This is a genomic window from Apibacter muscae, from assembly GCF_007845635.1.
GTDB classification, from domain to species: Bacteria; Bacteroidota; Bacteroidia; order Flavobacteriales; family Weeksellaceae; genus Apibacter; species Apibacter muscae.
On the sequence record NZ_SELG01000031.1, the window covers coordinates 43,246 to 67,981 of the forward strand.

The following is a 24,736-nucleotide window of genomic DNA, read 5'->3' on the forward strand; positions in this document are numbered from 1 at the left end:
TCTATGCTTTTAAAATGAATCCCATACCTGACTGGGTATGCAACAATTTTTTATTGTATCCTTTGTCTATTTTCTTTCTTAAGTAATTTATATATACATCTATGAAATTTGTACCCGTATCAAAATAGGTTCCCCAAACTTTCTCGGCAATTTCTAATCTTGGAATTACTCTGCCTTGGTTTTTTAGAAAAAATTCCAATAATTTAAATTCTTTAGGAGTTAATTTTATTTCAATATTACCTCTTTTTACAATCTTAGTTTGTAGATTCATTTCTAAATCTTCACATTTCAATAAAAAATTATTTCCTAATTTTTCATGTCTTTTTAGTAAGGCACGAATTCTTACAACTAACTCACGAATTTCAAAAGGTTTTACCAAATAATCATCTGCGCCAGAATCAAATCCTTCTACTTTATCGTCTGTAGTCCCCAGCGCCGTTAACATTATAATGGGTAAATATGGCTTGATATTTTTTAAAGTTTTACAAATTTCCAGTCCGTTTTTACTGGGTAATAATATATCTGTTATCACTAATTCGTAGTCTTTGTTCAAAGCTAGTTCTTCACCTACTATACCATCAAAAGCCTGTGTAATTATAAACGCCTCTTCATCTAAAGCTTTTTTTATAAGTTCAGAAATTCTTATATCGTCTTCAATTAGTAGTATGCTTGCTGTATTTCTAACCATTTACTGTTTTGGTATACGCAAATTTGATTATAAAAAAAAACATATCCAACGAGTTGGATATGTTTTTTTGAGTTTAAATAGATTAGATATCTTTACTTATTAATGAATTTTTCATTTTTTATGAAAACATCCCTCTAATTGCATCCTCAAACATTATAGAATTTTAAATTATAAAACCAGATGTTATAAAATTTTTGGTAAAGATATATTAGTATTATATAAACAAAAGACGAAATATTTGAAGTACTTAAGAATCCATTTTAATAATTAAATCCATAAATATTCCCTGAATAAACTTAAAATAATAACTATCAATCATTTATATTTTGTAATGATTCATATGCATCTCTATTTGCTATTACCTCATTTCTTAAGATTTCTTAAAGCAATGTCATACTATGTTTTCTTCTTACCAATATATTCGAAGCTGAACTATAAAAAATACTGCTTGCTCTTTTGCAATTTATTATAAGGCTACAGCAAGCACCTCATTTTTTTTTGAAGCCACAAAAACTTTTTTAAAAATATTTAGCGACAAGAACTATTCTTTTAGTTCTAAAAAATTTTATCTATATCAAATGTGAAAGGATACATTTCATAACACTTCCAGTAGCCATTTTAAAATTATTATAACTGTTATAAAAGTTATAACTTATTAAATTTCCAAACATCTCTATTACTAAAATTTGTTTCAACTAAATCAAATTACATCAATTCATTTAAACTATTCTTTTGTATACATGGGATTTATATTTCTATATATAATATATTTTACATATCCAGTAAAAAATTATATATGGGGGTGAATATTTTTTAATTTAAACTTAGAATTGCATAAGAACAGTTGATAGTATAATTATAAGATACAAAATTTTACTTTTTTTATTAATGCTTAATTATTTTCTAAAAAAAATGTTTTTAAAATTAAATTATATATTTACTTTATTTAAAATTCCTAATTCTTTCATTTGCTCTTTACTAATTAGGGAAGGTGTATCAATCATAACGTCTCTTCCTGCATTGTTTTTCGGAAAAGCTATATAGTCTCTAATGACTTCCTGCCCGCCTAGAATTGCCACTAACCGATCAAAACCTAAAGCAATTCCTGCATGCGGTGGTGCTCCGAATTTAAAAGCATTCATAAGAAATCCAAATTGATTATTAGCTTCTTCTTGAGAAAAGCCCAACAAGGAAAACATTTTGGACTGAAGTTCATCATTAAATATTCTTACAGAACCACCTCCTATTTCATTTCCGTTTAAGACTAAATCGTAGGCATTTGCTCTAGCTTTACTTGGATCTGAGTCTAATAAAGTAATATCTTCTTCTTTAGGGGAGGTAAAGGGATGATGCATAGCTACGTATCTATTTTCATCTTCATCCCAATCTAAAAGTGGGAAATCTATAACCCATAAAGGAGCAAAATTTTTGGGATTCCTAAGCCCCAAACGTTCTGCCATTTCCATCCGTAATGCACTTAGCTGTGGTCTAACTTTTTTTGAAATACCCGAAAGAATCAACATTAAATCACCAGGTTTTGAGTTAGACTTATTTAAGACTACTTTTAATTGATCTTCCGTATAAAATTTATCAATAGAGGATTTTATGGAACCGTCTTGATTATATTTTATATAAATCAAACCATTGGCACCTACTTGAGGTCTTTTCACCCATTCCGTTAATTCATCCAATTGCTTCCGAGTATATTTTGCGCAATTTTCAACATTTATACCTACTATTAATTCAGCTTCATCAAAAATCTTAAATCCACTATTTTTCAATTCTTCGTTAAATTCTATAAATTCCATTCCAAAACGAATGTCTGGTTTATCGTTGCCATATTTCTTCATGGCTTCATCATAGGTTATTCTTGGAAATTTTGGTATATCAACCCCTATTAATTCTTTTAAAAGGAGTTTAGTTAATCCTTCAAAGGTATTTATTATATCTTCTTGATTAACAAATGACATTTCGCAATCCACTTGCGTAAACTCAGGTTGCCTATCGGCACGCAAATCCTCATCTCTAAAACACTTTACGATTTGGAAATACTTGTCTAATCCTCCAACCATCAACAATTGTTTAAAAGTTTGAGGGGATTGTGGCAAGGCGTAAAACTGCCCCGGATTTAATCTTGAAGGGACTACAAAGTCTCTTGCCCCTTCCGGGGTAGATTTAATTAATACAGGAGTTTCTACCTCTATAAAATCATTTTGAGCTAAATAATTTCTTATTAATTGTGCTACCTTGCTCCTAAATATAAGATTTTCTTTTACAGGATTTCTCCTTATGTCTAAATATCTGTATTTCATTCTTAACTCCTCTCCTCCATCGGTTTTATCTTCAATGGTAAATGGTGGAACTAAGGATGAGTTTAAGATTGTTAATGTCTTTGTAAGAATCTCAATCCCACCAGTAGGTATCTGAGGATTTTTACTGGATCGTTCGATAACTTCACCTTTGACTTGAATGACAAATTCTCGACCAAGGGTTCTAACTTGCTCTAATAATTCTTGATTTGATCTTTCTTCGTCAAAAACTAATTGGGTAATTCCGTAACGATCTCTAAGATCTATCCAAGTTACGTATCCCATATCTCTTACAATTTGAACCCAACCACAAAGTGTTACAGTTGTCCCTATATTTGATTCGTTGAGTTCTCCGCAATTGTGTGTTCTGTACATTCTTTTGATTCTTTTTTTTGGGGTTTGAGGTATAAATACAAAATTACATATATAATACTATATATGTAATTTTAATTAAGTCTATTAATATATACGTTTAAGATTTTATCTGCTCTTGTTCTAAGTTTTGAGTTTCTCCGTACGGATCAAATTCGCCTTCCCATTTAGCTACTACAGCAGAGGCTAAACAATTCCCAATTACATTTACCGTAGTTCTAGCCATATCCATAAGTGTATCTATCCCTAAAATCATAAGTATTGGCCATTCCGGCAATCCAAAAGAGGCTGCAGTTCCCATAAGAATTACTAACGATGCTCTTGGCACACCGGCCACCCCTTTACTCGTAACTATTAAAATTAATACCATCAGGATTTGATGTTCAAAAGTCATATGCATTCCTGCTGCTTGCGCAACGAATACACTTGCTAGTGATAAATACAAGGTTGTACCATCTAAATTAAAAGTATAACCTGTAGGCATAACAAAAGCTATTATTTTTCTGGGTACTCCTAATTTTTCCATGGCTTCCATAGCTTTTGGCAAAGCTGCCTCTGAACTAGCTGTAGAAAAGGCTATGGAGGCAACTTCTCCAATTTCTCTAAAGAAGCGTTTCATTGGCATTTTTATAAGCAATGCGATAGGAATGAAAACCAATAAAACAAAAACAATTAAAGCTCCGTATAAAGTAAGTAATAATTTCAATAAAGGAAGCAGTGCATCCAGTCCCATATGTGCCACGGTATAAGCGATTGAACCTAAAACACCTAAAGGAGCAAAATACATAACTACGTTAGTGAATTTAAACATGGTTTCTGCCAAGCTATCCGTGAAATTCACCATAAATGCTCTCTTTTTTTCTTCAACCATAATTAATCCTATTCCGAAGATAATACTAAATACTACGATCTGTAATACTTGACCTTCTGCAATGGATTTTGCAAAATTTTCAGGGAATATGTGTAAAACTATGTCTTGCCAAGTTTGGTGTGCAACTTGTGGCAATTGAGTATGTCCTGTTTCAACATGCTTAGTTCCAACCCCTGCTTGGGTAAGGTTTATAGCAGCTAAACCAATAAAAAGTGCTATAGTGGTTACCAATTCAAAATAAACCAAAGATTTCCATCCCATTCTTCCTACTTGTTTTAGGTCAGAATGCCCTGCAATACCATGTACTAAGGTTGCAAATATTAATGGAGCAATTAAGGTTTTTATAAGCTTTAAAAATATTTGACTTAGTATTTCTAAATTTTTACCTAAGGTTGGAAAATCAAAACCTATACAGGCTCCTAAAATTAAGGACACAAATATCCAAGTTGTCAAATTTTTCTTATTTATACCATAAACTAGTAATGCTACTACTGCAATCCATCTGCAATAAAATAATAAGGATTCAGATAATCCTCCAAAAAAGATATAGTAAGAATAAATCATAGCTATTGCAAATACAAAAAATATAGGTATAACCTTTGAAATTTTCTTGGATAAGTAGTAAATTAATGCGAATACTAGTATGAACGTTGATATAAAAAATCTTGCTAAAGATGTATCACCAAATAATAAATGACGTACAGAAATAATTATATTTATGGCTAGGAATATTAAAATTAAAAACGTATATAAACTTCTTTTTTTCATATTAAACATATATTCAACAGATTACTTATTTTTTATTTATGATTAATTTATTTCGAATTATCTCAATGATGCCTGGAAGCAATGAAAAAACGATAATAAATACTATTAAAAATTTTAGATTTTTTTGAATCCAAGGTATATTTCCTACAAAATATCCTAAGAATATAAATATGGATACCCAAATGACTCCACCAAAAATATTATACCTTACAAAGAATTTATAATTCATTCTTCCCATACCAGCCACAAAAGGAGCAAAGGTTCTAATTATAGGCACAAACCTTGCTAGTATAATAGTTTTACCTCCGTGTTTATCGTAAAATTCATTGGTTTTTTTCAAATAACTTTGCTTGAAAATTTTAGAATTCGGGTTACTAAAAAGCTTATGTCCAAAATATTTGCCGATTTCAAAGTTTATAGAGTCTCCTAAAATTGCAGCAATAACCAACAAAATAGTTAATAAATAAACATTTAATCCATTATCTTCTATGGCTGCTAAAGCTCCTGCGACAAAGAGCAATGAGTCTCCCGGTAAAAAGGGGGTTACCACTAAACCGGTTTCACAAAATATAATTAAAAACAGGATGAGATAAACCCATAACCCGTAATCTCTTACTAAATCTCTTAAATGAGCATCAATATGTAAAATAAAATCAATTAAGACATAAACGAATTCCATGTAAAGTAATTTTATAAAAATTAAGACGGTATCCTTCTAAAGAAAGTTTTAATTTTTACAAATATAATGAAATCATCTACTTTTCCAAATTATACGCTAAAATTGACAAAATTTTAGTCTTAAATTTCATCTAAAAACTTTAAGTAAATTTTTGCATTGTTTGTATATCAAGTAATAATTATTAGATTTTAAATAAAAAGAGTTGGAAATTGAAATTTCCAACTCTTTTTATTGTTGTTAAGCAAGTACTATTTACGAATTGCTTCTTGGTAACGCTTATTTACTTCATCCCAATTGATGATATACCAGTAATTCTTTATATAATCAGCCCTTCTGTTTTGGTAGTTTAAATAATATGCATGTTCCCAAACGTCTAGACCTAAAATTGGAGCGCCATTGACATCAACCACCCCTAACATTAATGGATTGTCTTGATTCGCAGTTGAGGATATTTTTAAATTTCCATCTTTATCTATTAGCAACCATGCCCAACCAGATCCAAATTGACTGGCGGCTGCTTTGTTAAATTCTTCCTTAAAAGCTTCCACAGATCCAAATTGCTTTTTAATTTCTTTTACAATAGGGCCTCCAATTTTTGATTTTTTTTGAGGGGTTAACACTGACCAAAATAAGGAATGGTTATAGTGTCCTCCACCATTATTACGAACTGCCATACGAATTTCTTGAGGTAAATGATTGATATTAGCTATTAACTCTTCCAAAGTCATACCTGAATATTCCGGATATTTTTGTAAAACATCATTAAGATTTTTCACATAGGCTGCATGGTGTTTGGAATAATGAATTCGCATCGTGGTTGAGTCTATACTCGGTTGCAATTCATCGTACTTATAGTTTAAAGTTGGTAAACTAAATTGTGCAGATAACTGTAAACTTAATAATAAGATACTAATAAAAAAAATGTTACTAATTTTCATTGGACTATTTTTAATTTAATCCCAAATATACTTCTTTTTATCTTTTTTATCTTTTTTATCTTTTTTTCTTATAACGTACGAGGTTTATACTTTGCTGCCATTTCTGCAAATAATTTAATATGTGCGGGAGTTGTTCCACAACACCCTCCTAATATATTTACAAGTTGATTTTCCATATACACTTTAACTTTCTCAGCCATCATTTCCGGAGTCTCGTCATATCCTCCCAAAGGATTGGGTAAACCCGCATTGGGATGTGCGCTTATAAAAAATGGACTTTTATTCGATAATATTTCTAAATATTGAAAAAGTTGATCTGCTCCTAAAGCACAATTGAGCCCGATAGACAATAAAGGTATATGGGATATTGAGGTTAAGAATGCTTCGGTGGTTTGTCCAGATAATGTTCGCCCAGCAGCATCAGTTATAGTTCCAGATGCCATTAGAGGAAGTGATTTTTTAGCTTCCATAAAGGCATCTTCTATACCAAAAAATGCAGCTTTGGCATTTAAAGTATCAAAAATTGTTTCTACCAATAATAGGTCTGCTCCTCCTTCTATAAGAGCCAAGGTTTGTTCTTTATATATGTCAGCAAGAAAATCAAAATCTACCTCCCGATACGCAGGGTCATTTACATTGGGTGATATAGAGGCCGTCTTAGATGTGGGACCTATAGAACCCGCTATAAAAAGTGGCTTATTTCCATATTTCTTATAATATTCCTCTCTAGCTTCATTCGCTACTTTTACAGACTCAATATTTAACTCCCGAACATACTCTTGCATATCATAATCTGCCATAGATATTCGGTTAGAATTGAATGTATTGGTTTCTACTATATCTGCTCCCGCTATAAAATATTCTAAATGAATCTTTTTAATAATTTCTGGTTGCGTGATGGACAATAAATCATTATTCCCCTTTATATCTTTATGCCATGTTTTAAATTGACTACCCCTAAAATCTTCTTCTTTCAACTGGTATTGCTGGATCATAGTCCCCATGGCTCCATCTAAAATCAATATCTTTTCTTTTAAAATATCTTCTATTTGCATAAATTTATTTTTCATCCCTGTTAGCCAATATAAATAAACCACGACTTACCAAAGGGTTAAAAGCAAAGATAAAATTTATACCGCATCCAAAGAATTTATTAAAAACAAAATTTTCGTTAATTTATATTTGATCAAATTCTAAATCTAATAGAATTTCAATACTTTTATCCACTACAGAAATTCCTTGAGGGTTAATTTTATTGTAATTAACCCCAAAGTCTTCTATATTAATTGATGTTGTCATTTCTAAGTGAATAGAATTCTTTATCGAGTTTTTTGTTCCATTTAAATATGTCTGATTAAAAATTATTTTCTTAGTAATACCTTTAATAGTTAATTCTCCTATTAATTTTTTACCTAGAAATTTAGATGTACTTGAAAATGTAATTCTAGGAAATAATTTAGAATTTAAAAAATACGGAGATTTCACATGCTCATCTCTAAAATGCATATTGGACTTTAGTGATGAAGTATCAACAGTAAAATAAAGTTCTAAATAATCTAAATTACCCGTTGGTGAGTATAAAGTAGCTTCAAATTCAAAAAACTCAAATTCTAATGTTGAAATTCCATTATGTTTAACGTAAAATAAAAAATTTGAATTGAGTTTATTCAATCCCCATTCTTTTGAATATATTTCATTGTAATTTACAATACACAAATCCTGATTAAATACATCAGACCCCATAAAATTATTCGTTTTTTAGTGATAATTCTATTATAATATTCAAAAAATATTCCATGAATAATTATTTACCATCCACTATAAAAATCTTTTAAATTCCTTTTTACAAGTTCATGAAGGAATCAAATTGATTTATATAAAAATTAGAATAAAATATTACCTAATTTCAATGATTTTTTTATTATATATTTGCAAATTAATTTTTCACACCTAGGCAATAATTGAAGAATGAGTAATAAATTTCAGGAATATAAAGGGCTTGACCTAAATAAATTTGCTAATGAAATTTCCAATTTTTGGAAAGAAAATAACATTTTTAAACAAAGTATTACTTCTAGAGAAGGAAATCCACAATATGTTTTTTTTGAAGGCCCTCCTTCTGCCAATGGTATGCCAGGGATTCATCATGTAATGGCTAGAACCATTAAAGATATCTTTTGTAGATACCATACATTAAAGGGAAAGCAAGTTTATAGAAAAGCAGGCTGGGATACTCATGGATTACCGGTTGAATTAGGGGTTGAAAAAGAATTAGGAATTACCAAGGAGGACATTGGAAAAAAAATATCTGTTGAAGATTATAACAAGGCTTGTAAAGAGGCAGTGATGCGCTACACAAGTGTTTGGAACCAATTGACTGAAAGAATTGGGTATTGGGTGGATACTGAAAACCCTTATATTACCTACGATCCAAAATATATGGAAAGCGTATGGTGGTTATTGAAACAAATTTATAATAAAAATCTTCTATATAAAGGTTATACCATTCAACCTTATTCACCGAAAGCTGGAACCGGTTTATCTTCGCATGAATTAAGTTTACCCGGAGCCTATAAAGATATTACGGATACAACGATTGTTGCTCAGTTTGAAGTCATTAAAGAAAGTACCACTTTGTTTAATGAGGTAGACGGAGCTGTTTATTTATTAGCTTGGACAACTACTCCATGGACGTTGCCTTCTAATACAGCATTAACGGTTGGAAAAAATATAGATTATGTTTTAATTCAAACCTTTAATCCATATACATTTAAACCTATTCAAGTAATTCTAGCAAAATCTTTAGTAAGCAAGCAGTTCAATAACAAGTTTTTTGAAACTGATTCTAATACAGATTTTGAAAATTTTAAACCTGAAGATAAAAAAATTCCTTATAAAATTTTATCTACTTACAAAGGAGAGCAACTTTTAGGTATTAGATATAAACAATTGCTTCCATGGGCAACTCCATATGAAGATGCTGAAAAAGCCTTTGTAGTAATTAGTGGAGATTTTGTAACTACTGAGGATGGAACTGGAATTGTACATACAGCCCCTACATTTGGTGCTGATGATGCCAAAGCGGCTAAAGCTTATGGAGTTCCTCCAATGCTTGTATTAGATGAAAATAATAACCCCGTACCTTTAGTAAATTTACAGGGTAAATTTATTGACCTATTGCCTCAACCTTTTGGTGGAAGATATGTAAAGAATGAATACTACATGGAGGGAGAAGCACCTGAACGTTCTACAGATGTTGAACTGGCTATCCTTTTAAAAACTGATAATAAGGCTTTTAAAGTAGAAAAATATACACATAGCTATCCGCATTGCTGGAGAACGGATAAACCAATATTGTACTATCCTCTGGATTCATGGTTTATAAAAATCCCGGAAGTTAGAGATCGTATGGTTGAATTGAATAAGTCCATAAACTGGAAACCAGAAGCTACGGGTGCTAAGAGATTTGGTCATTGGTTAGAAAATGCCAATGATTGGAATTTGTCTAGATCCAGATACTGGGGAATCCCATTGCCTATATGGAGAACGGAAGATGCTAAGGAAGAAATTATCATTGGTTCATTAGAAGAACTTATGATTGAGATTGATAAGTCTGTTAAAGCAGGTTTTATGGACAAGAATATTTATGATGGATTTGTTGCCGGTGATTATTCTGAAGATAATTATAAGCAAGTAGATCTTCATAAGAATATCGTAGATCAAATAATATTAGTTTCAGAAAGCGGAAAACCGATGAAACGTGAAACTGATTTGATTGATGTTTGGTTCGATTCGGGTTCCATGCCATATGCTCAATGGCACTATCCTTTTGAAAATAGGGAAATGATTGATAATAAAATTTCTTATCCGGCAAATTTTATAGCAGAAGGCGTAGATCAGACTCGTGGTTGGTTTTATACCTTACATGCTATTGGAACTATGGTTTTTGATAGTTTAACCTATAAAAATGTTATTTCCAATGGCTTGGTGTTAGACAGCAAAGGAAATAAAATGTCTAAGAGTAAAGGAAATGCGGTAGAACCTTTTGAGACCTTGGATCAGTACGGTCCTGATGCTACTCGTTGGTACATGATATCAAACGCACAACCTTGGGACAATTTAAAATTTGATCTGGAAGGAATTGATGAAGTTAGAAGAAAAATATTTGGAACTTTATATAATACCTATTCTTTTTTCGCTTTATATGCAAATGTGGATGGTTTTGTTTATAAAGAAGAAGATATAATTTTTCCTGAAAGAAATGAATTAGATCAATGGATATTGTCTGAACTTAATCTATTGATTGAAACCGTTGATAATTTTTATGCTGATTATGAGCCTACTAAAGCTTTAAGAGCAATTAATACTTTTGTTATTGATAATTTAAGCAATTGGTACGTACGTTTGTCCCGAAGACGTTTTTGGAAAGGTGAATATTCTCAAGATAAAATTTCTGCTTATCAAACCCTTTACCATTGTTTGCTTACCGTAGCTAAATTGATGTCTCCGGCCGCACCTTTTTACTCAGATCATTTGTATAGAGATCTAAACTCTATCACTCAAAAAGAAAATTTCATTTCTGTTCACTTATCTGAATTTCCTGTAAAGGTGAACTCAAATATTAACCAATCTCTTCTAGAAAGAACCCATCTAGCTCAACAAATTACTAGCATGGTATTTTCTTTAAGAAAAAAGGAGAATATTAAAGTGCGTCAACCTCTTCAAAAAATAATGATTCCAATTTTAGATGAAAATCATAAATCGGATTTAAAAAATATTATTCCTATAATCAAACAAGAGGTAAATGTAAAAGAGGTTCAATTACTTAATGCTAAAGAAGCTTCTGATTTAATTGTAAAAGCTGTTAAGCCAAACTTTAAAGCTTTAGGACCTAAATTAGGGAAAGATTTAAAACAGGTAACTCAAGAATTACAGAATTTAACGAATACCCAAATTCAAGAATTTGAATCAAATGGAAATATAACTATTCATGGTTATGTTTTAACTCTTGAAGATGTAGAAATTAGAACCCAAGATATCACTGGTTGGCTTGTTGCTACAGAAGGGAGATTAACCGTTGCATTAGATATAACAATTACTCCAGAATTAAAATCAGAAGGTATTTCTAGAGAATTGGTAAATAGAATACAAAACTTGAGAAAAGATAATGGTTTAGAAGTAACCGATCGAATTTCCTTAGAAATCCAAGCGGATCAAGAAATAAGAGCTGCTATTGAGCAAAATAAAGAATATATTTGTTCTGAAACATTGACCGATCAATTCCTATTTAAGGACTCCATTATTAATGGTACAGCACTGGAATTAGACGACTACCAAGTTTATATAATCTTAAAAAAAATATAATTATTATGGCTGAAGATAGATTAAGATATTCAGATGAGGAATTGGAAGAATTCCGTAAATTAATTTTAGATAAAATTGAAATCGCAGAGAAAGATTTAGTTATGTTAAAGGAATCTTTTGTTAATGATTTAAATAACGGTACAGATGATACTTCTCCTACATTTAAGGCCTTTGAAGAAGGATCTGAAACTATGAGTAAGGAAAGTAATGCACAGCTTGCATCAAGACAAGAAAAATTCATTCGAGACCTAAAAAATGCTTTAATACGAATTAATAATAAAACTTATGGTATTTGTAGAGTTACCGGAAAGCTCATTGACAAAGAAAGATTGAAAGCAGTTCCTCATGCAACTCTAAGTATTGAAGCAAAAAATATGCAATCCTAACATGAAAAAAGTTCTTTGGATTACTTTTATCATATTATTTATTGATCAAGCTTCAAAAATTTATATAAAAACTCATTTTCATTTGGGAGAACAACTTCCTATAATTGGAAGTTGGTGCAATCTTACCTATGTTGAAAATCCAGGAATGGCTTATGGCGTTCAATTGGGTGGATTTTTAGGTAAAATTGGGTTAAGCATTTTACGTTTGGTTTTAATAAGTTTTATGGCTTATTATATAAGTAAGTGGGTAAAAAAAGCAAATTCTTGGTATTTTATTATTCCTGCCGGATTAATTTTTGCAGGTGCCATTGGAAATTTAATCGATAGTATTTTCTATGGTGTTATGTTTGATACAGGGACCACTTATAATGCTTTAAGTCAATCATGGTCAGAATATCATGGAATTTCAAAATTAGATTTTAAAGGTTATGCTCCTTTGTTTGGTGGATGCGTGGTAGACATGTTTCATTTCCCAATTATTGATACACATTTACCTAGCTGGGTTCCCATTTGGGGAGGAAATAGAATACAATTTTTTAATTATATTTTTAATGTTGCAGATTCCTCAATAACCATTGGCGCAATTCTATTAGCATTAATATATTTCTTCAAACCAAATGCTTTACCTAAAGAGTGGCTAAAATAATTTGAAAAATAATTTATCTAATTTTTTTATGCCTTCTGCAAAAATTATGGCAAGTATTAGATTGGTAATAAACATCATTGGTAACAATGTTGCCCAATCTAATATATTTCTTAATAGATAAACAAATAGGAATATTATTGAAGCACTAATGCCTTGTGCAAAATAGTAGTAAATAGCATTTTTTCCTATGTATATTAAAAAATTGCTCTTATGAATAACTATTTTATCTTTAAGATATAATATAGCTGTTAAGGAAAATAATGAATACAACAAATAAATAATGTTAGGTGGAAATTTATCTATATTGTCTAAATATATATCAATTCCTAGTATATAAAAAATTATAAAATATGAGCTTACTAGAGCTATTGTGAAATATAGATAAGTTATTTTAAAATTTTTATTTTTAAAATAATATCCTAACATAAATATAAATAGATAAAATACTACATAATCTATATCTCCTGACTCATACCTATAAATCCATGTTAAAAAATTAATGAGCGTAAATAATATAATCAATAAAGGTAAGTAATATTTTTCAGCTATAAATTTTAATACTAATTGAGCTGTAATCGCAACAAAAAAATATATTTTAAGATACCACATAGAACCCATAACAACAGGTAAAGGAAAAGAGTCTGAGTAATCGTGTACCCACCAAAGCAAAAGTTTATATACGTCGATTTTCTGTGTGTATATGGCATGTATAAAATAGATTAATGTTACAAAAAACATGTACGATAACTGTAATTTGCCTAACCTAATAAAATTCTTTTTAATGTTTATTGATGTGGTTAATCCACTTAATAAAAAAAATATGGGTACATCAATGAGCAGGCTAACACTTCTAAAAAAATCTGGAACATAGGAAACGCCAGACCAAAAACTAGTATGAATAAAAATTACTCCAATACAAGCAATTCCTTTAATGAGATCGATATAAAGATTTCTTATCACGCAGATTTATAATAATATTGCGCAAATATATTATATAAAATAATTAATAAAAATTTTTATTCGTCTATTTGATTAATTGAAATATAAAATATCCTTTAAACAAGTGTATCTTAGATTTTCAATAGCTTTAAAGTTTATAAACTAATTTTTATTTATAATAATTTATAATTAAAGTTAGCATTTGATATAATTACATTAAATTGAAGCTATATCGTTTTGTGTTTCTAAATAATCCCAATCTCCTCTCACTCTTAAAACCTGTTCAATTACATCTCTTACGCATCCTTTACCACCTTCGAGTGGCGATATATAATCAGCAACAGTCAAAATTTCCGAACAAGCATCTTTAGGAGCTGCTCCAACTCCAACTCTTGACATAACTTCGTAATCAGGCAAATCATCTCCCATGTATAGTACCTGATCAGATTTAAGATTATATTTGTAAATAAAATCTTCTAAATCTGCCCATTTATACGTGGAATTTAAATAGATATCTGTGATTCCTAGATAATTTAAGCGCGAAACTACGGATGCATCTCTTCCACCTGTAATTATGCCTATCTTATATCCTTTTTTTAAGGCAAATTGTAAGGCAAAACCATCTTTCGTATTGGTACTTCTAATCATCTCCTTATTCATAAGAATTATACTTCCATCTGTCATCACTCCATCTACATCAAATACAAATGAAGTAATAGAATTTAGTTTTTCCTTATAATTTTTCATGATATAATTTTATTATTGACTCTGTTAATAAATTATAAATTTGGAATAATTTTGAATCTGTAGCCTCTAGAATAGATAAATGCTTTTCTATCACTGATTTATCTAATCTTCTCGCAGGTCCCGTTTGTGCATCATAGGGAGATACACCATCTACTAGTTTGTCTACACCTTCTTTAATGATTGATTTTAACGCATCAAAAGGTATCTCTTGTTTTTTACAAATTTCTTCTGCAATTAAATATAGATGATTTGTGAAATTATTTGCCCAAACTCCAGCCATATGAATCTTCATTCTTTTTTCATAATCAACAAGATAAGATTCTTCTGAAATCCTTTCAGCTAAAGCTAGTAAAGCACCTTCATCAGACGAATTTTCTGCTTCAATGAAAAAAGGTATTTTATCATATTCCAAAGATCGTCCTTGCGTAAAGGTTTGCAGTGGATAAAAAACTCCTTTTCTATATTTCCCTTTTAAAGCAGATATAGGGGTTGATCCAGATGTATGAACTACTAAACAATCATCAAAAGGTATGTAATATGAGATCTCTGATATAGCATCGTCAGAAGTACAAATAATATATATATCCGCCTTTTTAATTTCTGAAATTTTATCTGTATAACTTATGTTGTAATTCTCCGCTAAAAGTTGGGCTTTAGATAATGTTCTATTAAATATTTGTACTAGGTTTACCGTATTTTCCAGTAAAGCTCTTGTTAAATGATAAGCTACGTTTCCAGCTCCTACAATTACAACTGTTTTAAACATTTTTTAAATTTTAATTTCTTAATTCAGCTTTAAATTCCCTTGAATAAATATTAATTAAATTATTCATAACAGCATCAATTTCCGCATCGGTAAGGGTCTTTCTCTCGTCTTGGATGATAAAGTTTAAGGCGTAAGATTTTTTTCCAACCGGTAATTTTTCACCTTCATATACATCGAAAAGATTTATTGACTTTATAAGTATTTTTTCTTCATTAAAGGCTGTTTTATAAAGATCAAAATAATTAACATTTTTATCAACTAATAGAGCTAAATCTCTGCTTGATCCGGGGAATTTTGAAATCTCTTCAAATTTCAATGCTTTTCTTTTAGTTGATAAATCTAATATATTATCCCAATCCAATTCAGCAAAATAGACTTCATTTTTAATTCCAAATTCTTTAAGCTGACTAGGAGAAATAATAGATATTTCTCCTAAATAGGTATTATTCATACTTAGCTCAATACCTTCATCATATAAATTGGAATGAATAGGTTTTTCACTAGGTTGTATTCCTAAAGAATTTAAAAGTTGATAAACTATACCTTTTAAATGAAAAAAAGAGCTTCTATTCTCTTTAGATATCCAATTGTTGGATTGAAAATTACCAGATAATATTAAACCTAACTTTTTATTTTCAAGATAGTTATTTCCAGAAGTTTTAAAATAAACTTTACCTAATTCAAATAATTTAATTTCTTTTTGATTTCTATTATAATTAAAAGATACCGTTTGTAGCATTCCGTAAAGTAATGTTTGCCTCATTACAGATAAGTCTGAACTTAAAGGATTAAGTAATTCTACATAATTGGTATCTTCCATCTTTTTAGTAGTAATGGAATTATTTAAAACCTCATAAAATCCATTAAATTTCAGTAAATTAGTTATACTATCTTCTAAAAGATCTTCCTCATTCTGTTGATTATTATCATAGGTGAATGAAAATTTTTCTGGTATGTCTATATGATTGTATCCATATATACGAGCGACCTCTTCTATTACATCAATTTCTCTAGTAACATCAACTCTATAGGTTGGCACATTTAAGTCTAACACATCATTTACATCACTTATAATAGTAAAATCTAATGATTTTACTATTTCTTTTATTTGATCTCTATGTATTCGCTTACCTAATATTTGATCAATTTTATGATATCTTAGTACTGTATTAACTTCTTTTATAGGTTGAGGATATTCATCTATAATTTCGCCAACTAAGGTTGCATTAGCCAGTTCTTTAAATAATTCTGCAGCTTTTTTTAACGGTAATAAAGTATTGTTAGGATCTACTCCTCGTTCAAAACGAAAAGAAGAATCTGTACTAATTCCTTCTTTTTTAGATGTCTTTCTAATGGATATTGGATTAAAATAAGCAGACTCTAAAAAAATATTTTTTGTGGTGCTACTTACACCTGATTCTAAACCACCATAAATTCCTGCAAGGCAAAGTGGTTGATCTTCGGAATCTTTAATCACTAATTCTGTTCCATCTAGATTTCTTTCCACATTGTCTAGAGTAACGAATTTAGTTCCTTTTTGAACACTACCTACTTTAAGTTTATTTCCCTTAATTTTATCAGCATCAAAGGCATGTAACGGTTGCCCATAAGAATGAAGAATATAATTTGTAATATCTACAGCATTATTAATTGGTGTTAATCCAATTGTTCTTAATTTTTTTTGCAACCACTCTGGAGAAGGTTTAATTTCAACGTCTTTTAAATATATACCTGTATATCTTGGACATAAATTAGCATCTTCAATCTCTACTTGAATAGGATTGTAATTTTCTTCTTCCAGTTTAAATTCTTCTATGGAAATTGGTAATAATTCTGATTTTATTTTTCTACTTTTTAAAGCTGATGCTAGATCACGAGCGACACCAAAATGACTCATTGCATCTGTTCTATTGGGGGTAAGACCAATTTCTAGTGTATAATCACTTGAAGTAGTTAAAATTTCTTTGATAGGCATACCCAATTTTATATGACTATCCAAAACCATAATACCCTCATGGCTCTCACCAATTCCTAATTCTTCTTCTGAACATATCATTCCAAAAGAATCTTCACCCCTAATTTTACTTTTTTTTATTTTAAATTCATTACCTTCTTTATCACAAAGAATAGTTCCAATGGTAGCTACTGGAACTTTTTGACCAATATCTACATTAGGAGCACCACAAACAATTTGAAGTATCTCATTTTCATTAATTTTTACTTGTGTAATCTTGAGTTTATCTGCATTAGGGTGCTTAATACAATCGATCACTTCTCCTACAACAACACCATTAAAATTAGATTGTGTAGATTCTACTTTATCAATACCTTCAACTTCTAATCCTATATCTGTTAAAACTGAAGCCACTTTTTCTACAGAAAGATCAGTTTTAATATAATCATTTAGCCAATTGTAAGAAATTTTCATTACTCTATACTATTTAAATAAAAAATTCTTATGCAAAAGTAAAATTTACATAAGAATTTTAAAAATTATTATTTTAATTCTTTTATTGATTCAACATTACAGGCATTACTAACATCAAAATATCCTCATTATCGTCTTTGCCATCCACCGGCTTAATTATACCTGCTCTGTTGGAAGTTGACATTTCGAGCGTAATATCTTCTGAAGAGATGTTATTTAACATTTCATTTAAAAACTTGGAATTAAAGCCTATCTTTAATTCTTCGCCATTGTAATCACAAGGAAGACTCATTTCTGCTTTATTCGCAAAATCCAAATCTTCTGCACTTAATTTTAATAAATTACCGTTCAAAACTAAACGTACCTGTGAAGTAGATTTATTTGAGAAAAGAGATGCTCTCTTTAATGAACTTAAAAATAGCTGTCTGTTTATCGTTAAAACATTAGGATTTTCTTTAGGTATCACAGCATCATAATTGGGGTACTTACCATCAATCAATCTGCATACCCATTGGGTTTCACTATACGTAAATCTAGCATTTGTATCATTAAAATCAATCAATACTTCATCATCATATGCAGCCAGTGCATTTTTTAATAAAATTAATGGCTTTTTAGGCATAATAAATTCAATTGGTTCTGCTGAAACTGAGTCTCTGCGTGTATATTTTACCAAACGATGTGCATCAGTTGCAACAAAACAGCTTTCTGATTCATTAAATTGGAATAATATACCTGTCATTACCGGGCGCATAGCATCATTACCCGTAGCAAAAATGGTATTATTTATTGCTTCAGCTAATACTGAAGCTTTAATTTTTAATGACTTTTCAACTTCAATTTCAGGAATTGAAGGATACTGATCCACATCATCCAACGCTATGAAATAGTTGTCTTTTTCATCCACGATTTCCAGCTGATTCTCTTTCTTAGAAAAAGTTAAAGGTTGTTCAGAAAAAGTTTTTATAATATCTGTTAGTAACTTAGATGGCACGGCAATCCTATCTTTATCTTCACTTTGAACTCCTATGCTAGTCTTCATAGTTGTTTCACCATCTGAACCATAAATAGTTAAACGACCCTCGTCCAAATCAAATAAAAAATTCTCTAACACAGGTAAAGATGAATTACCTCCGGTAACTCCACTGATAAGTTGCAATGCCTTTAATAGATCACCACTTGAAACAATAAATTTCATATTCGAATCTTTGTTAAATTCCTTAATCTTTACAAAAATAGTTTTTTAATAACAAAAACCACTTATTATTTTTTATTTTTTTCTTAATTTAAGGATTTCAATTCTAAAATTGATTTCTAAAAGTTTTAAGTTAAATCTATCTTCTTTATATTTTTTATAAACTAATATTAAAGATACCCGCGGTTCAATTAAGCAATTATGGTTTTTAAGATGTTAATATTTCGATTATTTAATTTGTTTATCAGTTGTATAACAGTAATCGCCATTATTTTAGATAATATTCTGTTTTTAAATTTGTCAAAAGATTTAGCGTAGTTTCGGCGAATCATAAATTGGTCGCATAATTGAGAAAATAATGTTTCAATGCGTTTTCTTGATTTTCTAAACAGATAAGTCTGTGGCTTATAGTCTTTTTGATTGCTACGCATTGGAACTTCAAGTTTGATTTGATTGTTGGAAAATAAATCTCTCTGATAATCAATGCTTAAATAGCCTTTGTCTCCTAGAATTGTACAATCAGAATACATCGATTTTATGTTTTTAAGGTAATGAATATCATGTATTGAAGCCTGTGTTAAATCAAAATCGGTAAATACTCCATCAATAGTACAGACAGCATGGAGTTTGTAACCATAATAATGATTTCCTTGAGAAGCACAATAACCTTTATCCGGTGCTGTCAGGTAGGTTTCTTTACAGATAGAATTTCTCAAACTACGACTTAACTTAAAGACCTCTAGGGGCATACTATCTACTATATATAAATCTTGTTTACCAATGCTTTGTACCAAATCTTTTCGTAATAATTCTCGATGATAAAACAAACCTCGTTTTCTACGATTATAAACACTTCTTTATACTCTTGAATTCAAATTATCAGGGAGTTTCCTAAATAAATCCCTCTCTGAATCAACTCCTATGAACTCAGAAGTTAAGTCTATAGCTATCAACTCTATATCTGATAGTTTAGGCTTGCGTATTTGATTTCTAAAGTTCATTGTACTTTCTATGGATTGTAAAGTTTCCAATATTTTTTCGTAACTTCGAGTGAAGTTGTTCATGTATTTAATCGTTTGGTAGACAATTAAATATAGTCATTTAATTGAAAATGAATAACTTTTATTTTATTATTCTAAATGAACCACGGGTTAAGCTATCTTTATTTATTATTGATACTATGTTTGATAAGATATTTAAATAGCAACTTGTGTTATTTAAAAGATTGAATTTATATTTTCACAAAATCCATAACTATCTCCAAATAAAAAAGATTAGTTATTACTTAAAAAATTTATATATTTGTAAAACGTATGCATAATAATCATTTAAAAAAATATTGGAATGTATCTAACAACAGAAATTAAAAAAGAAATTTTCGCTAAACACGGTAAGAATGAGAAAAATACGGGTAGCGCAGAAGGGCAAGTTGCCTTATTTACTTACAGAATTAATCATTTAACTCAACATCTTAAAAAAAATCATAAAGATTTTAATACAGAAAGAGCTTTAGTTGCTTTAGTGGGTAAAAGAAAAAGTTTACTAGATTACCTTAAAAAGAAAGACATCAATCGATACAGAGCTATCATTGCTGAATTAGGTATTCGTAAATAAATCATATAGAGGCAATTATTTTAAAATTGCCTCTTTATTTTTAAACGTAAAAGAAGAAAATTTCCTATTGTATTTTTTAGTGAGTTCTAACCATTTATTAAACACACAGAGCACTGAATTCTATTAATCTTAATATTATTTTAATAGACTTGAGTGTTCTCTATGTTTTCTGGTAAGTTTGCTAAAGTGAAATGCAAAAAGTCATTTATCTTCTTTTTTATTATATAATATTTTAATTTAAAGAATTAGTTTTATGGAAATTCCAAAAGCAATTACTGAGAAAATTATTCTAGATGATGGTAGAGAAATCATTTTAGAAACCGGAAAGTTAGCTAAACAAGCAGATGGCTCTGTTGTAGTTAAATGTGGAGGAACTATGTTATTAGCTACTGTAGTTGCCGCAAAAGAAGCAAATCCTGGAGTAGATTTTTTACCTTTAACTGTAGATTATAGAAATAAATTTTCTGCAGGCGGACGTATCCCCGGAGGATTTATGAAAAGAGAAGGTAGACCTACCGATGAAGAAATTTTAACCATGAGGTTGGTGGATCGTGTACTACGCCCACTTTTTCCTAATGATTTTCATGCTGAAATTCAGCTCATGATTCAACTTATATCTTACGATGGTTCAATACTACCAGATGCTTTGGCAGGCTTAGCTGCCTCAGCTGCAATTGCTATTACGGATATACCTTTTAAAGGTCCTATTTCTGAAGTTAGAATTATTCGACAAGATGGAAGATATACTATAAATCCTAGTCTAGCTCAAATGAACCAAGGGTTTGATTTAGATATTATGGTAGGTGCATCTAAAGATTCAATTGTAATGATTGAGGGGGAGATGTCCGAAATTTCTGAAAAAGAAATGATTGAAGCGATTGCACATGCTCACAACGCAATTAAAGAACAAATTGTAGCACAAGAAAAATTAGCTTCTAAAGTTGAAAAGTCTTTGATTAAACGTGAGTATTGTCACGAAGAACATGACGAAGATCTAAGAAAAGAAATTACTGAATTTGCCTTTCAAAAAGTTTATGACATTGCTAAGAATCCTTCAGATAAACACGAAAGAAGTGATAAATTTCATGCTATCTTAGAAGGATTTTTATCTAAATATTCAGAAGAAGAAAGATCTGAAAAAGAATCTTTAGCATCTACTTATTTCCACGAAGTACAAAAAGATGCAGTAAGACAGCTAATCTTAAATGAAGGTATTCGTTTGGATGGAAGAGATACCAAAACGATTCGCCCTATTTGGTGTGAAGTTGATTATCTTCCTGGCGCGCACGGTTCAGCAATATTTACACGAGGAGAAACTCAATCTCTAACCACTGTAACTTTGGGATCTTCTTTAGATGCAAACCGAATTGATGATGTAATTTTTCAACATGAAGAGAGATTTTACTTGCATTACAACTTCCCTCCTTTTTCAACGGGTGAGGCAAGACCTGTACGTGGTGTCTCTAGGAGGGAGATAGGACATGGAAACTTAGCCCAAAGAGCTTTGAAACAGATGATTCCTTCAGATTCTCCGTATACTATAAGAATTGTTTCTGATATATTAGAATCCAATGGTTCTTCCTCCATGGCTACCGTCTGCGCTGGTACTTTAGCGTTAATGGATGCTGGTATACAAATTAAAAAACCTGTTTCTGGAATTGCAATGGGGTTAATTACAGATAAAGAATCTGGAAAATGGTCTGTTTTGTCTGATATACTAGGCGATGAAGATCATTTGGGAGATATGGATTTCAAGGTTACCGGTACTGCTGATGGTATAACCGCTTGCCAAATGGATATAAAAATTCAAGGATTATCTTTTGAGATTATGGAACAAGCCTTGAATCAAGCCAGAGATGGCAGATTACATATCTTAGGTAAAATCCTTGAAACTCTTCCTTGTCCTAATTCTCAATTGAAACCTAACGCTCCTAAGTTAATTCGTTTAGAGATCCCTAAAGATTTTATTGGTGCTATTATTGGTCCTGGAGGAAAAATTATTCAACAGTTACAAAAGGATACTGAAACTATTATAACTATTGAAGAAAGTGATGACCTGGGCAAAATAGAGATTTCTGGTGTGGACCAAACTAAAATTGATGAGGCTATAACTAGAATTAAACAAATTGCTTTTGTTCCGGAAGTTGGAACCATTTACAAGGCTAAAGTTGTTTCTATTAAGCCTTTTGGTGCTTTTGTTGAAATTTCTAAGGGAACCGAAGGTTTAGTTCATATTTCAGAATTAGAATGGAAGAGAGTTGAAAAGGTGGAAGATTCTGTAAATTTAGGCGATGTTATTGAAGTAAAATATTTAGGTATGGATGATAAGAAAAAAATGAAATTATCTAGAAAAGCTACTTTACCTAGACCGGAAAGAACTGATAAAAAGGATAAAAACGAAGAATAATTCATTCTTCAATTAAAAAACGGTAAATATTAATTTACCGTTTTTTTTAATTTTCCGGTTATTAGTTTATGTTCAAATTCTAAGGTCTAATTCATATTTATTTTTTTTATGAAAACTTTGGTAGAATCGTCTTTATAAAAATATACATTTGCATATAAATATTTATTACTAAAATTGTCATAAAAATATTCTTTAATCGTATCTTGAAAACTTCCATTTTTTAAATATCCTTCTATATTTAAAACACCATATCGATCATACTTTTTTAAATACCCGGTTCCTTTCTTACCTAAATCTACAAAATACAAGGTATCTCCATTAGGCTTTAAGGCTAAGAATTTATTTATAAGATGATCATTAGAATCTATAAAATATTGTAATGTTAATTTTCCTTTATAAAACTCCTTTTGCTTCCCTATTGGATGATTTTTTCTAAAATTTAAAAGAGATAACGTATCTCCATTAGAATCAAATTCTAAAGAAACACCGTCTCTTTCTCCCAATTGATTAAAAGTAATATACTCAGAAAGTGTTGTTCCGTAAAAATATTTTTTCCATATACCAATATGTTTTCCGTCTTTTAATTCTCCTTCCTCAAAAGAATTAATGCCTCCATAACCATAAATTTTAACAAATCCATGAAGGGAATTATTTAAAGAGTTTATTTCTATAGAATCTTTTTTAACAGTAAAAGTAGAATCCGTAAAAAATACGATTTTAATTGGTGCCTGGCTCTCTTCTTTTTTACTACATGCAAATAAAAAAATACTGATAGCTAGAAGAAATAAAAAACTTCTATTCATAATTATTGAGCTCTTAAAAATCTAATATTTGAATTTTCAATCTCTCTAGTATCACCAAACATTCCTTCACATTTTTCCGTTCCAAAATCGGTAGTACCTCTGCCTGCACCTCTTGAGCAAAAATCATCATCAAAAAATAATTGTCCTCGATGAACTTTAGTTACTATTTCCACATGAGTACCTCCAAAAGCAGCAATATCTCCAGCCAGTAAATTTTTTTTATCAATTAATTTCATTCTTGAACTTTCTCCATTCCATATTTGTTTGGCTGATAGGTATTTTCCTGAAACTACTGTATTTATACCAGCAAAAAACAATGCTTCTCCAACGAAGAGATTACAAGCCCAACCCTTATTACCCCCATAAATATCTACTAAATAATTGGAATTCCACTTATCATATCCTTTTTTAATTGAATCATAAGCATTTTTATTTACATTATATTCATTTACTCCTGAAAGTAATAATATATATTTTTTCTGTACTATATTTAATTCCCCACTACTCCACCATTTTTCAAAAGATGATTTTATAGGAAAAAAAAATGGTTTTTTAGAACCTCCTAATAATAAATTTTTAGTTAGAAAATATCCTTTCCCGCTATAAAAATCTTTATAAGAATTGATTATAATATTATCTTTAGCTAACTTTTCAGTTGATTCTACAATTTTTGAATTCATAGAGTTGAATTATGAATTCAGCAAAGATATATGTTTTATGTTATTTTTTTATATATTAACAATATGTTTTAAATATTTATTGTAATTTTAGATTTATTTTATATTAATAATATTATTAAAAATAATAGTTTTTAAT

Annotated in this window: 19 protein-coding genes and 1 pseudogene; 5 read left to right on the forward strand and 15 right to left on the reverse strand. The window is 29.9% G+C overall.

Annotation, left to right across the window (positions count from 1 at the left end; translation table 11 throughout):
• Window position 1: 1 nt before the first annotated feature.
• The 7 genes from ETU08_RS04215 to ETU08_RS04245 all read right to left on the reverse strand — a co-directional run bounded on the left by ETU08_RS04215 (window position 2) and on the right by ETU08_RS04245 (window position 8,368).
• The gene (locus ETU08_RS04215) at window positions 2-688 is read right to left on the reverse strand and encodes a response regulator transcription factor (protein WP_146261771.1); all 687 of its coding nucleotides are present in this window, start codon (window positions 686-688) and stop codon (window positions 2-4) included.
• A 929-nt stretch (window positions 689-1,617) separates the two neighbouring features.
• Entirely contained in the window at window positions 1,618-3,372 is a 1,755-nt protein-coding gene (aspS, locus tag ETU08_RS04220) for an aspartate--tRNA ligase (RefSeq protein ID WP_146261772.1), read from the reverse strand.
• Between the two features lie 97 nt (window positions 3,373-3,469).
• Window positions 3,470-5,008, reverse strand: a complete 1,539-nt coding sequence (locus tag ETU08_RS04225; protein ID WP_260391062.1) for a dicarboxylate/amino acid:cation symporter — start codon at window positions 5,006-5,008, stop codon at window positions 3,470-3,472.
• Between the two features lie 25 nt (window positions 5,009-5,033).
• Window positions 5,034-5,687 carry a DedA family protein gene (locus ETU08_RS04230; protein WP_146261773.1) on the reverse strand — a complete coding sequence of 218 codons (654 nt, stop codon included), beginning with the start codon at window positions 5,685-5,687 and terminating at the stop codon, window positions 5,034-5,036.
• Window positions 5,688-5,935: 248 nt separating this feature from the next.
• Window positions 5,936-6,625, reverse strand: a complete 690-nt coding sequence (locus ETU08_RS04235; RefSeq protein WP_146261774.1) for a superoxide dismutase — start codon at window positions 6,623-6,625, stop codon at window positions 5,936-5,938.
• A 68-nt stretch (window positions 6,626-6,693) separates the two neighbouring features.
• A complete protein-coding gene (locus ETU08_RS04240) occupies window positions 6,694-7,680 on the reverse strand; it encodes a homocysteine S-methyltransferase family protein (RefSeq protein ID WP_246118426.1) in 987 nt (328 codons plus the stop codon).
• Window positions 7,681-7,801: 121 nt separating this feature from the next.
• Window positions 7,802-8,368, reverse strand: a complete 567-nt coding sequence (locus ETU08_RS04245; RefSeq protein ID WP_146261776.1) for a YceI family protein — start codon at window positions 8,366-8,368, stop codon at window positions 7,802-7,804.
• A 225-nt stretch (window positions 8,369-8,593) separates the two neighbouring features.
• Between ETU08_RS04245 and ileS the strand changes: the two genes are divergently transcribed.
• Genes ileS through ETU08_RS04260 form a run of 3 tightly spaced genes read left to right on the forward strand, consistent with a single transcriptional unit; the run spans window position 8,594 to window position 13,021 of the window.
• On the forward strand, window positions 8,594-11,989 hold the full coding sequence (gene ileS / locus ETU08_RS04250) for an isoleucine--tRNA ligase (RefSeq protein WP_146261777.1): 3,396 nt from the start codon (window positions 8,594-8,596) through the stop codon (window positions 11,987-11,989).
• A gap of 5 nt (window positions 11,990-11,994) precedes the next feature.
• Window positions 11,995-12,375 (forward strand): TraR/DksA family transcriptional regulator, encoded by a 381-nt coding sequence (locus ETU08_RS04255; RefSeq protein ID WP_146261778.1) that lies wholly within the window; start codon window positions 11,995-11,997, stop codon window positions 12,373-12,375.
• Between the two features lies 1 nt (window position 12,376).
• Window positions 12,377-13,021, forward strand: a complete 645-nt coding sequence (locus ETU08_RS04260) for a lipoprotein signal peptidase (RefSeq protein ID WP_146261779.1) — start codon at window positions 12,377-12,379, stop codon at window positions 13,019-13,021.
• Here ETU08_RS04260 and ETU08_RS04265 read toward each other — a convergent pair.
• The 6 genes and pseudogenes from ETU08_RS04265 to ETU08_RS04290 all read right to left on the reverse strand — a co-directional run bounded on the left by ETU08_RS04265 (window position 13,013) and on the right by ETU08_RS04290 (window position 20,160).
• Entirely contained in the window at window positions 13,013-13,981 is a 969-nt protein-coding gene (locus ETU08_RS04265) for an acyltransferase family protein (protein ID WP_185145278.1), read from the reverse strand. The two genes, ETU08_RS04260 and ETU08_RS04265, sit on opposite strands and share 9 nt — an antisense overlap.
• A gap of 195 nt (window positions 13,982-14,176) precedes the next feature.
• On the reverse strand, window positions 14,177-14,707 hold the full coding sequence (locus tag ETU08_RS04270) for a KdsC family phosphatase (protein WP_146261781.1): 531 nt from the start codon (window positions 14,705-14,707) through the stop codon (window positions 14,177-14,179).
• Window positions 14,694-15,473 carry a Rossmann-like and DUF2520 domain-containing protein gene (locus ETU08_RS04275; RefSeq protein WP_146261782.1) on the reverse strand — a complete coding sequence of 260 codons (780 nt, stop codon included), beginning with the start codon at window positions 15,471-15,473 and terminating at the stop codon, window positions 14,694-14,696. The genes ETU08_RS04270 and ETU08_RS04275 overlap by 14 nt, the downstream gene beginning before the upstream one ends.
• 10 nt (window positions 15,474-15,483) lie before the next feature.
• The gene (pheT, locus tag ETU08_RS04280; protein ID WP_146261783.1) at window positions 15,484-17,901 is read right to left on the reverse strand and encodes a phenylalanine--tRNA ligase subunit beta; all 2,418 of its coding nucleotides are present in this window, start codon (window positions 17,899-17,901) and stop codon (window positions 15,484-15,486) included.
• An 82-nt stretch (window positions 17,902-17,983) separates the two neighbouring features.
• On the reverse strand, window positions 17,984-19,099 hold the full coding sequence (gene dnaN / locus ETU08_RS04285) for a DNA polymerase III subunit beta (RefSeq protein ID WP_146261784.1): 1,116 nt from the start codon (window positions 19,097-19,099) through the stop codon (window positions 17,984-17,986).
• Window positions 19,100-19,287: 188 nt separating this feature from the next.
• A pseudogene (locus ETU08_RS04290) lies at window positions 19,288-20,160 on the reverse strand (IS982 family transposase).
• Window positions 20,161-20,440: 280 nt separating this feature from the next.
• Between ETU08_RS04290 and rpsO the strand changes: the two are divergent.
• Both rpsO and pnp read left to right on the forward strand, forming a co-directional pair.
• Window positions 20,441-20,710, forward strand: coding sequence for a 30S ribosomal protein S15 (gene rpsO / locus ETU08_RS04295; protein WP_146261785.1), 270 nt, complete (start codon window positions 20,441-20,443; stop codon window positions 20,708-20,710).
• Between the two features lie 253 nt (window positions 20,711-20,963).
• On the forward strand, window positions 20,964-23,117 hold the full coding sequence (gene pnp / locus ETU08_RS04300) for a polyribonucleotide nucleotidyltransferase (RefSeq protein WP_146261786.1): 2,154 nt from the start codon (window positions 20,964-20,966) through the stop codon (window positions 23,115-23,117).
• Between the two features lie 86 nt (window positions 23,118-23,203).
• Here pnp and ETU08_RS04305 read toward each other — a convergent pair whose 3' ends face one another.
• Together ETU08_RS04305 and ETU08_RS04310 are read right to left on the reverse strand one after the other, a co-directional pair.
• A complete protein-coding gene (locus tag ETU08_RS04305) occupies window positions 23,204-23,920 on the reverse strand; it encodes a toxin-antitoxin system YwqK family antitoxin (protein WP_146261787.1) in 717 nt (238 codons plus the stop codon).
• 2 nt (window positions 23,921-23,922) lie between these two features.
• The gene (locus tag ETU08_RS04310; protein WP_146261788.1) at window positions 23,923-24,600 is read right to left on the reverse strand and encodes a hypothetical protein; all 678 of its coding nucleotides are present in this window, start codon (window positions 24,598-24,600) and stop codon (window positions 23,923-23,925) included.
• Window positions 24,601-24,736: the final 136 nt, after the last annotated feature.

Excerpts from the sequence above, each read along its gene's own strand:
- ETU08_RS04270 (WP_146261781.1), bottom strand. The coding sequence starts at position 14,707 with ATGAAAAATTATAAGGAAAAACTAAATTCTATTACTTCATTTGTATTT.
- ileS (WP_146261777.1), top strand. The coding sequence starts at position 8,594 with ATGAGTAATAAATTTCAGGAATATAAAGGGCTTGACCTAAATAAATTT.
- ETU08_RS04230 (WP_146261773.1), bottom strand. The coding sequence starts at position 5,687 with ATGGAATTCGTTTATGTCTTAATTGATTTTATTTTACATATTGATGCT.
- pnp (WP_146261786.1), top strand. The coding sequence starts at position 20,964 with ATGGAAATTCCAAAAGCAATTACTGAGAAAATTATTCTAGATGATGGT.
- ETU08_RS04310 (WP_146261788.1), bottom strand. The coding sequence starts at position 24,600 with ATGAATTCAAAAATTGTAGAATCAACTGAAAAGTTAGCTAAAGATAAT.
- ETU08_RS04305 (WP_146261787.1), bottom strand. The coding sequence starts at position 23,920 with ATGAATAGAAGTTTTTTATTTCTTCTAGCTATCAGTATTTTTTTATTT.
- dnaN (WP_146261784.1), bottom strand. The coding sequence starts at position 19,099 with ATGAAATTTATTGTTTCAAGTGGTGATCTATTAAAGGCATTGCAACTT.
- ETU08_RS04225 (WP_260391062.1), bottom strand. The coding sequence starts at position 5,008 with ATGAAAAAAAGAAGTTTATATACGTTTTTAATTTTAATATTCCTAGCC.
- ETU08_RS04255 (WP_146261778.1), top strand. The coding sequence starts at position 11,995 with ATGGCTGAAGATAGATTAAGATATTCAGATGAGGAATTGGAAGAATTC.
- rpsO (WP_146261785.1), top strand. The coding sequence starts at position 20,441 with ATGTATCTAACAACAGAAATTAAAAAAGAAATTTTCGCTAAACACGGT.
- ETU08_RS04215 (WP_146261771.1), bottom strand. The coding sequence starts at position 688 with ATGGTTAGAAATACAGCAAGCATACTACTAATTGAAGACGATATAAGA.
- ETU08_RS04260 (WP_146261779.1), top strand. The coding sequence starts at position 12,377 with ATGAAAAAAGTTCTTTGGATTACTTTTATCATATTATTTATTGATCAA.
- ETU08_RS04240 (WP_246118426.1), bottom strand. The coding sequence starts at position 7,680 with ATGCAAATAGAAGATATTTTAAAAGAAAAGATATTGATTTTAGATGGA.
- pheT (WP_146261783.1), bottom strand. The coding sequence starts at position 17,901 with ATGAAAATTTCTTACAATTGGCTAAATGATTATATTAAAACTGATCTT.
- ETU08_RS04235 (WP_146261774.1), bottom strand. The coding sequence starts at position 6,625 with ATGAAAATTAGTAACATTTTTTTTATTAGTATCTTATTATTAAGTTTA.
- aspS (WP_146261772.1), bottom strand. The coding sequence starts at position 3,372 with ATGTACAGAACACACAATTGCGGAGAACTCAACGAATCAAATATAGGG.
- ETU08_RS04275 (WP_146261782.1), bottom strand. The coding sequence starts at position 15,473 with ATGTTTAAAACAGTTGTAATTGTAGGAGCTGGAAACGTAGCTTATCAT.
- ETU08_RS04245 (WP_146261776.1), bottom strand. The coding sequence starts at position 8,368 with ATGGGGTCTGATGTATTTAATCAGGATTTGTGTATTGTAAATTACAAT.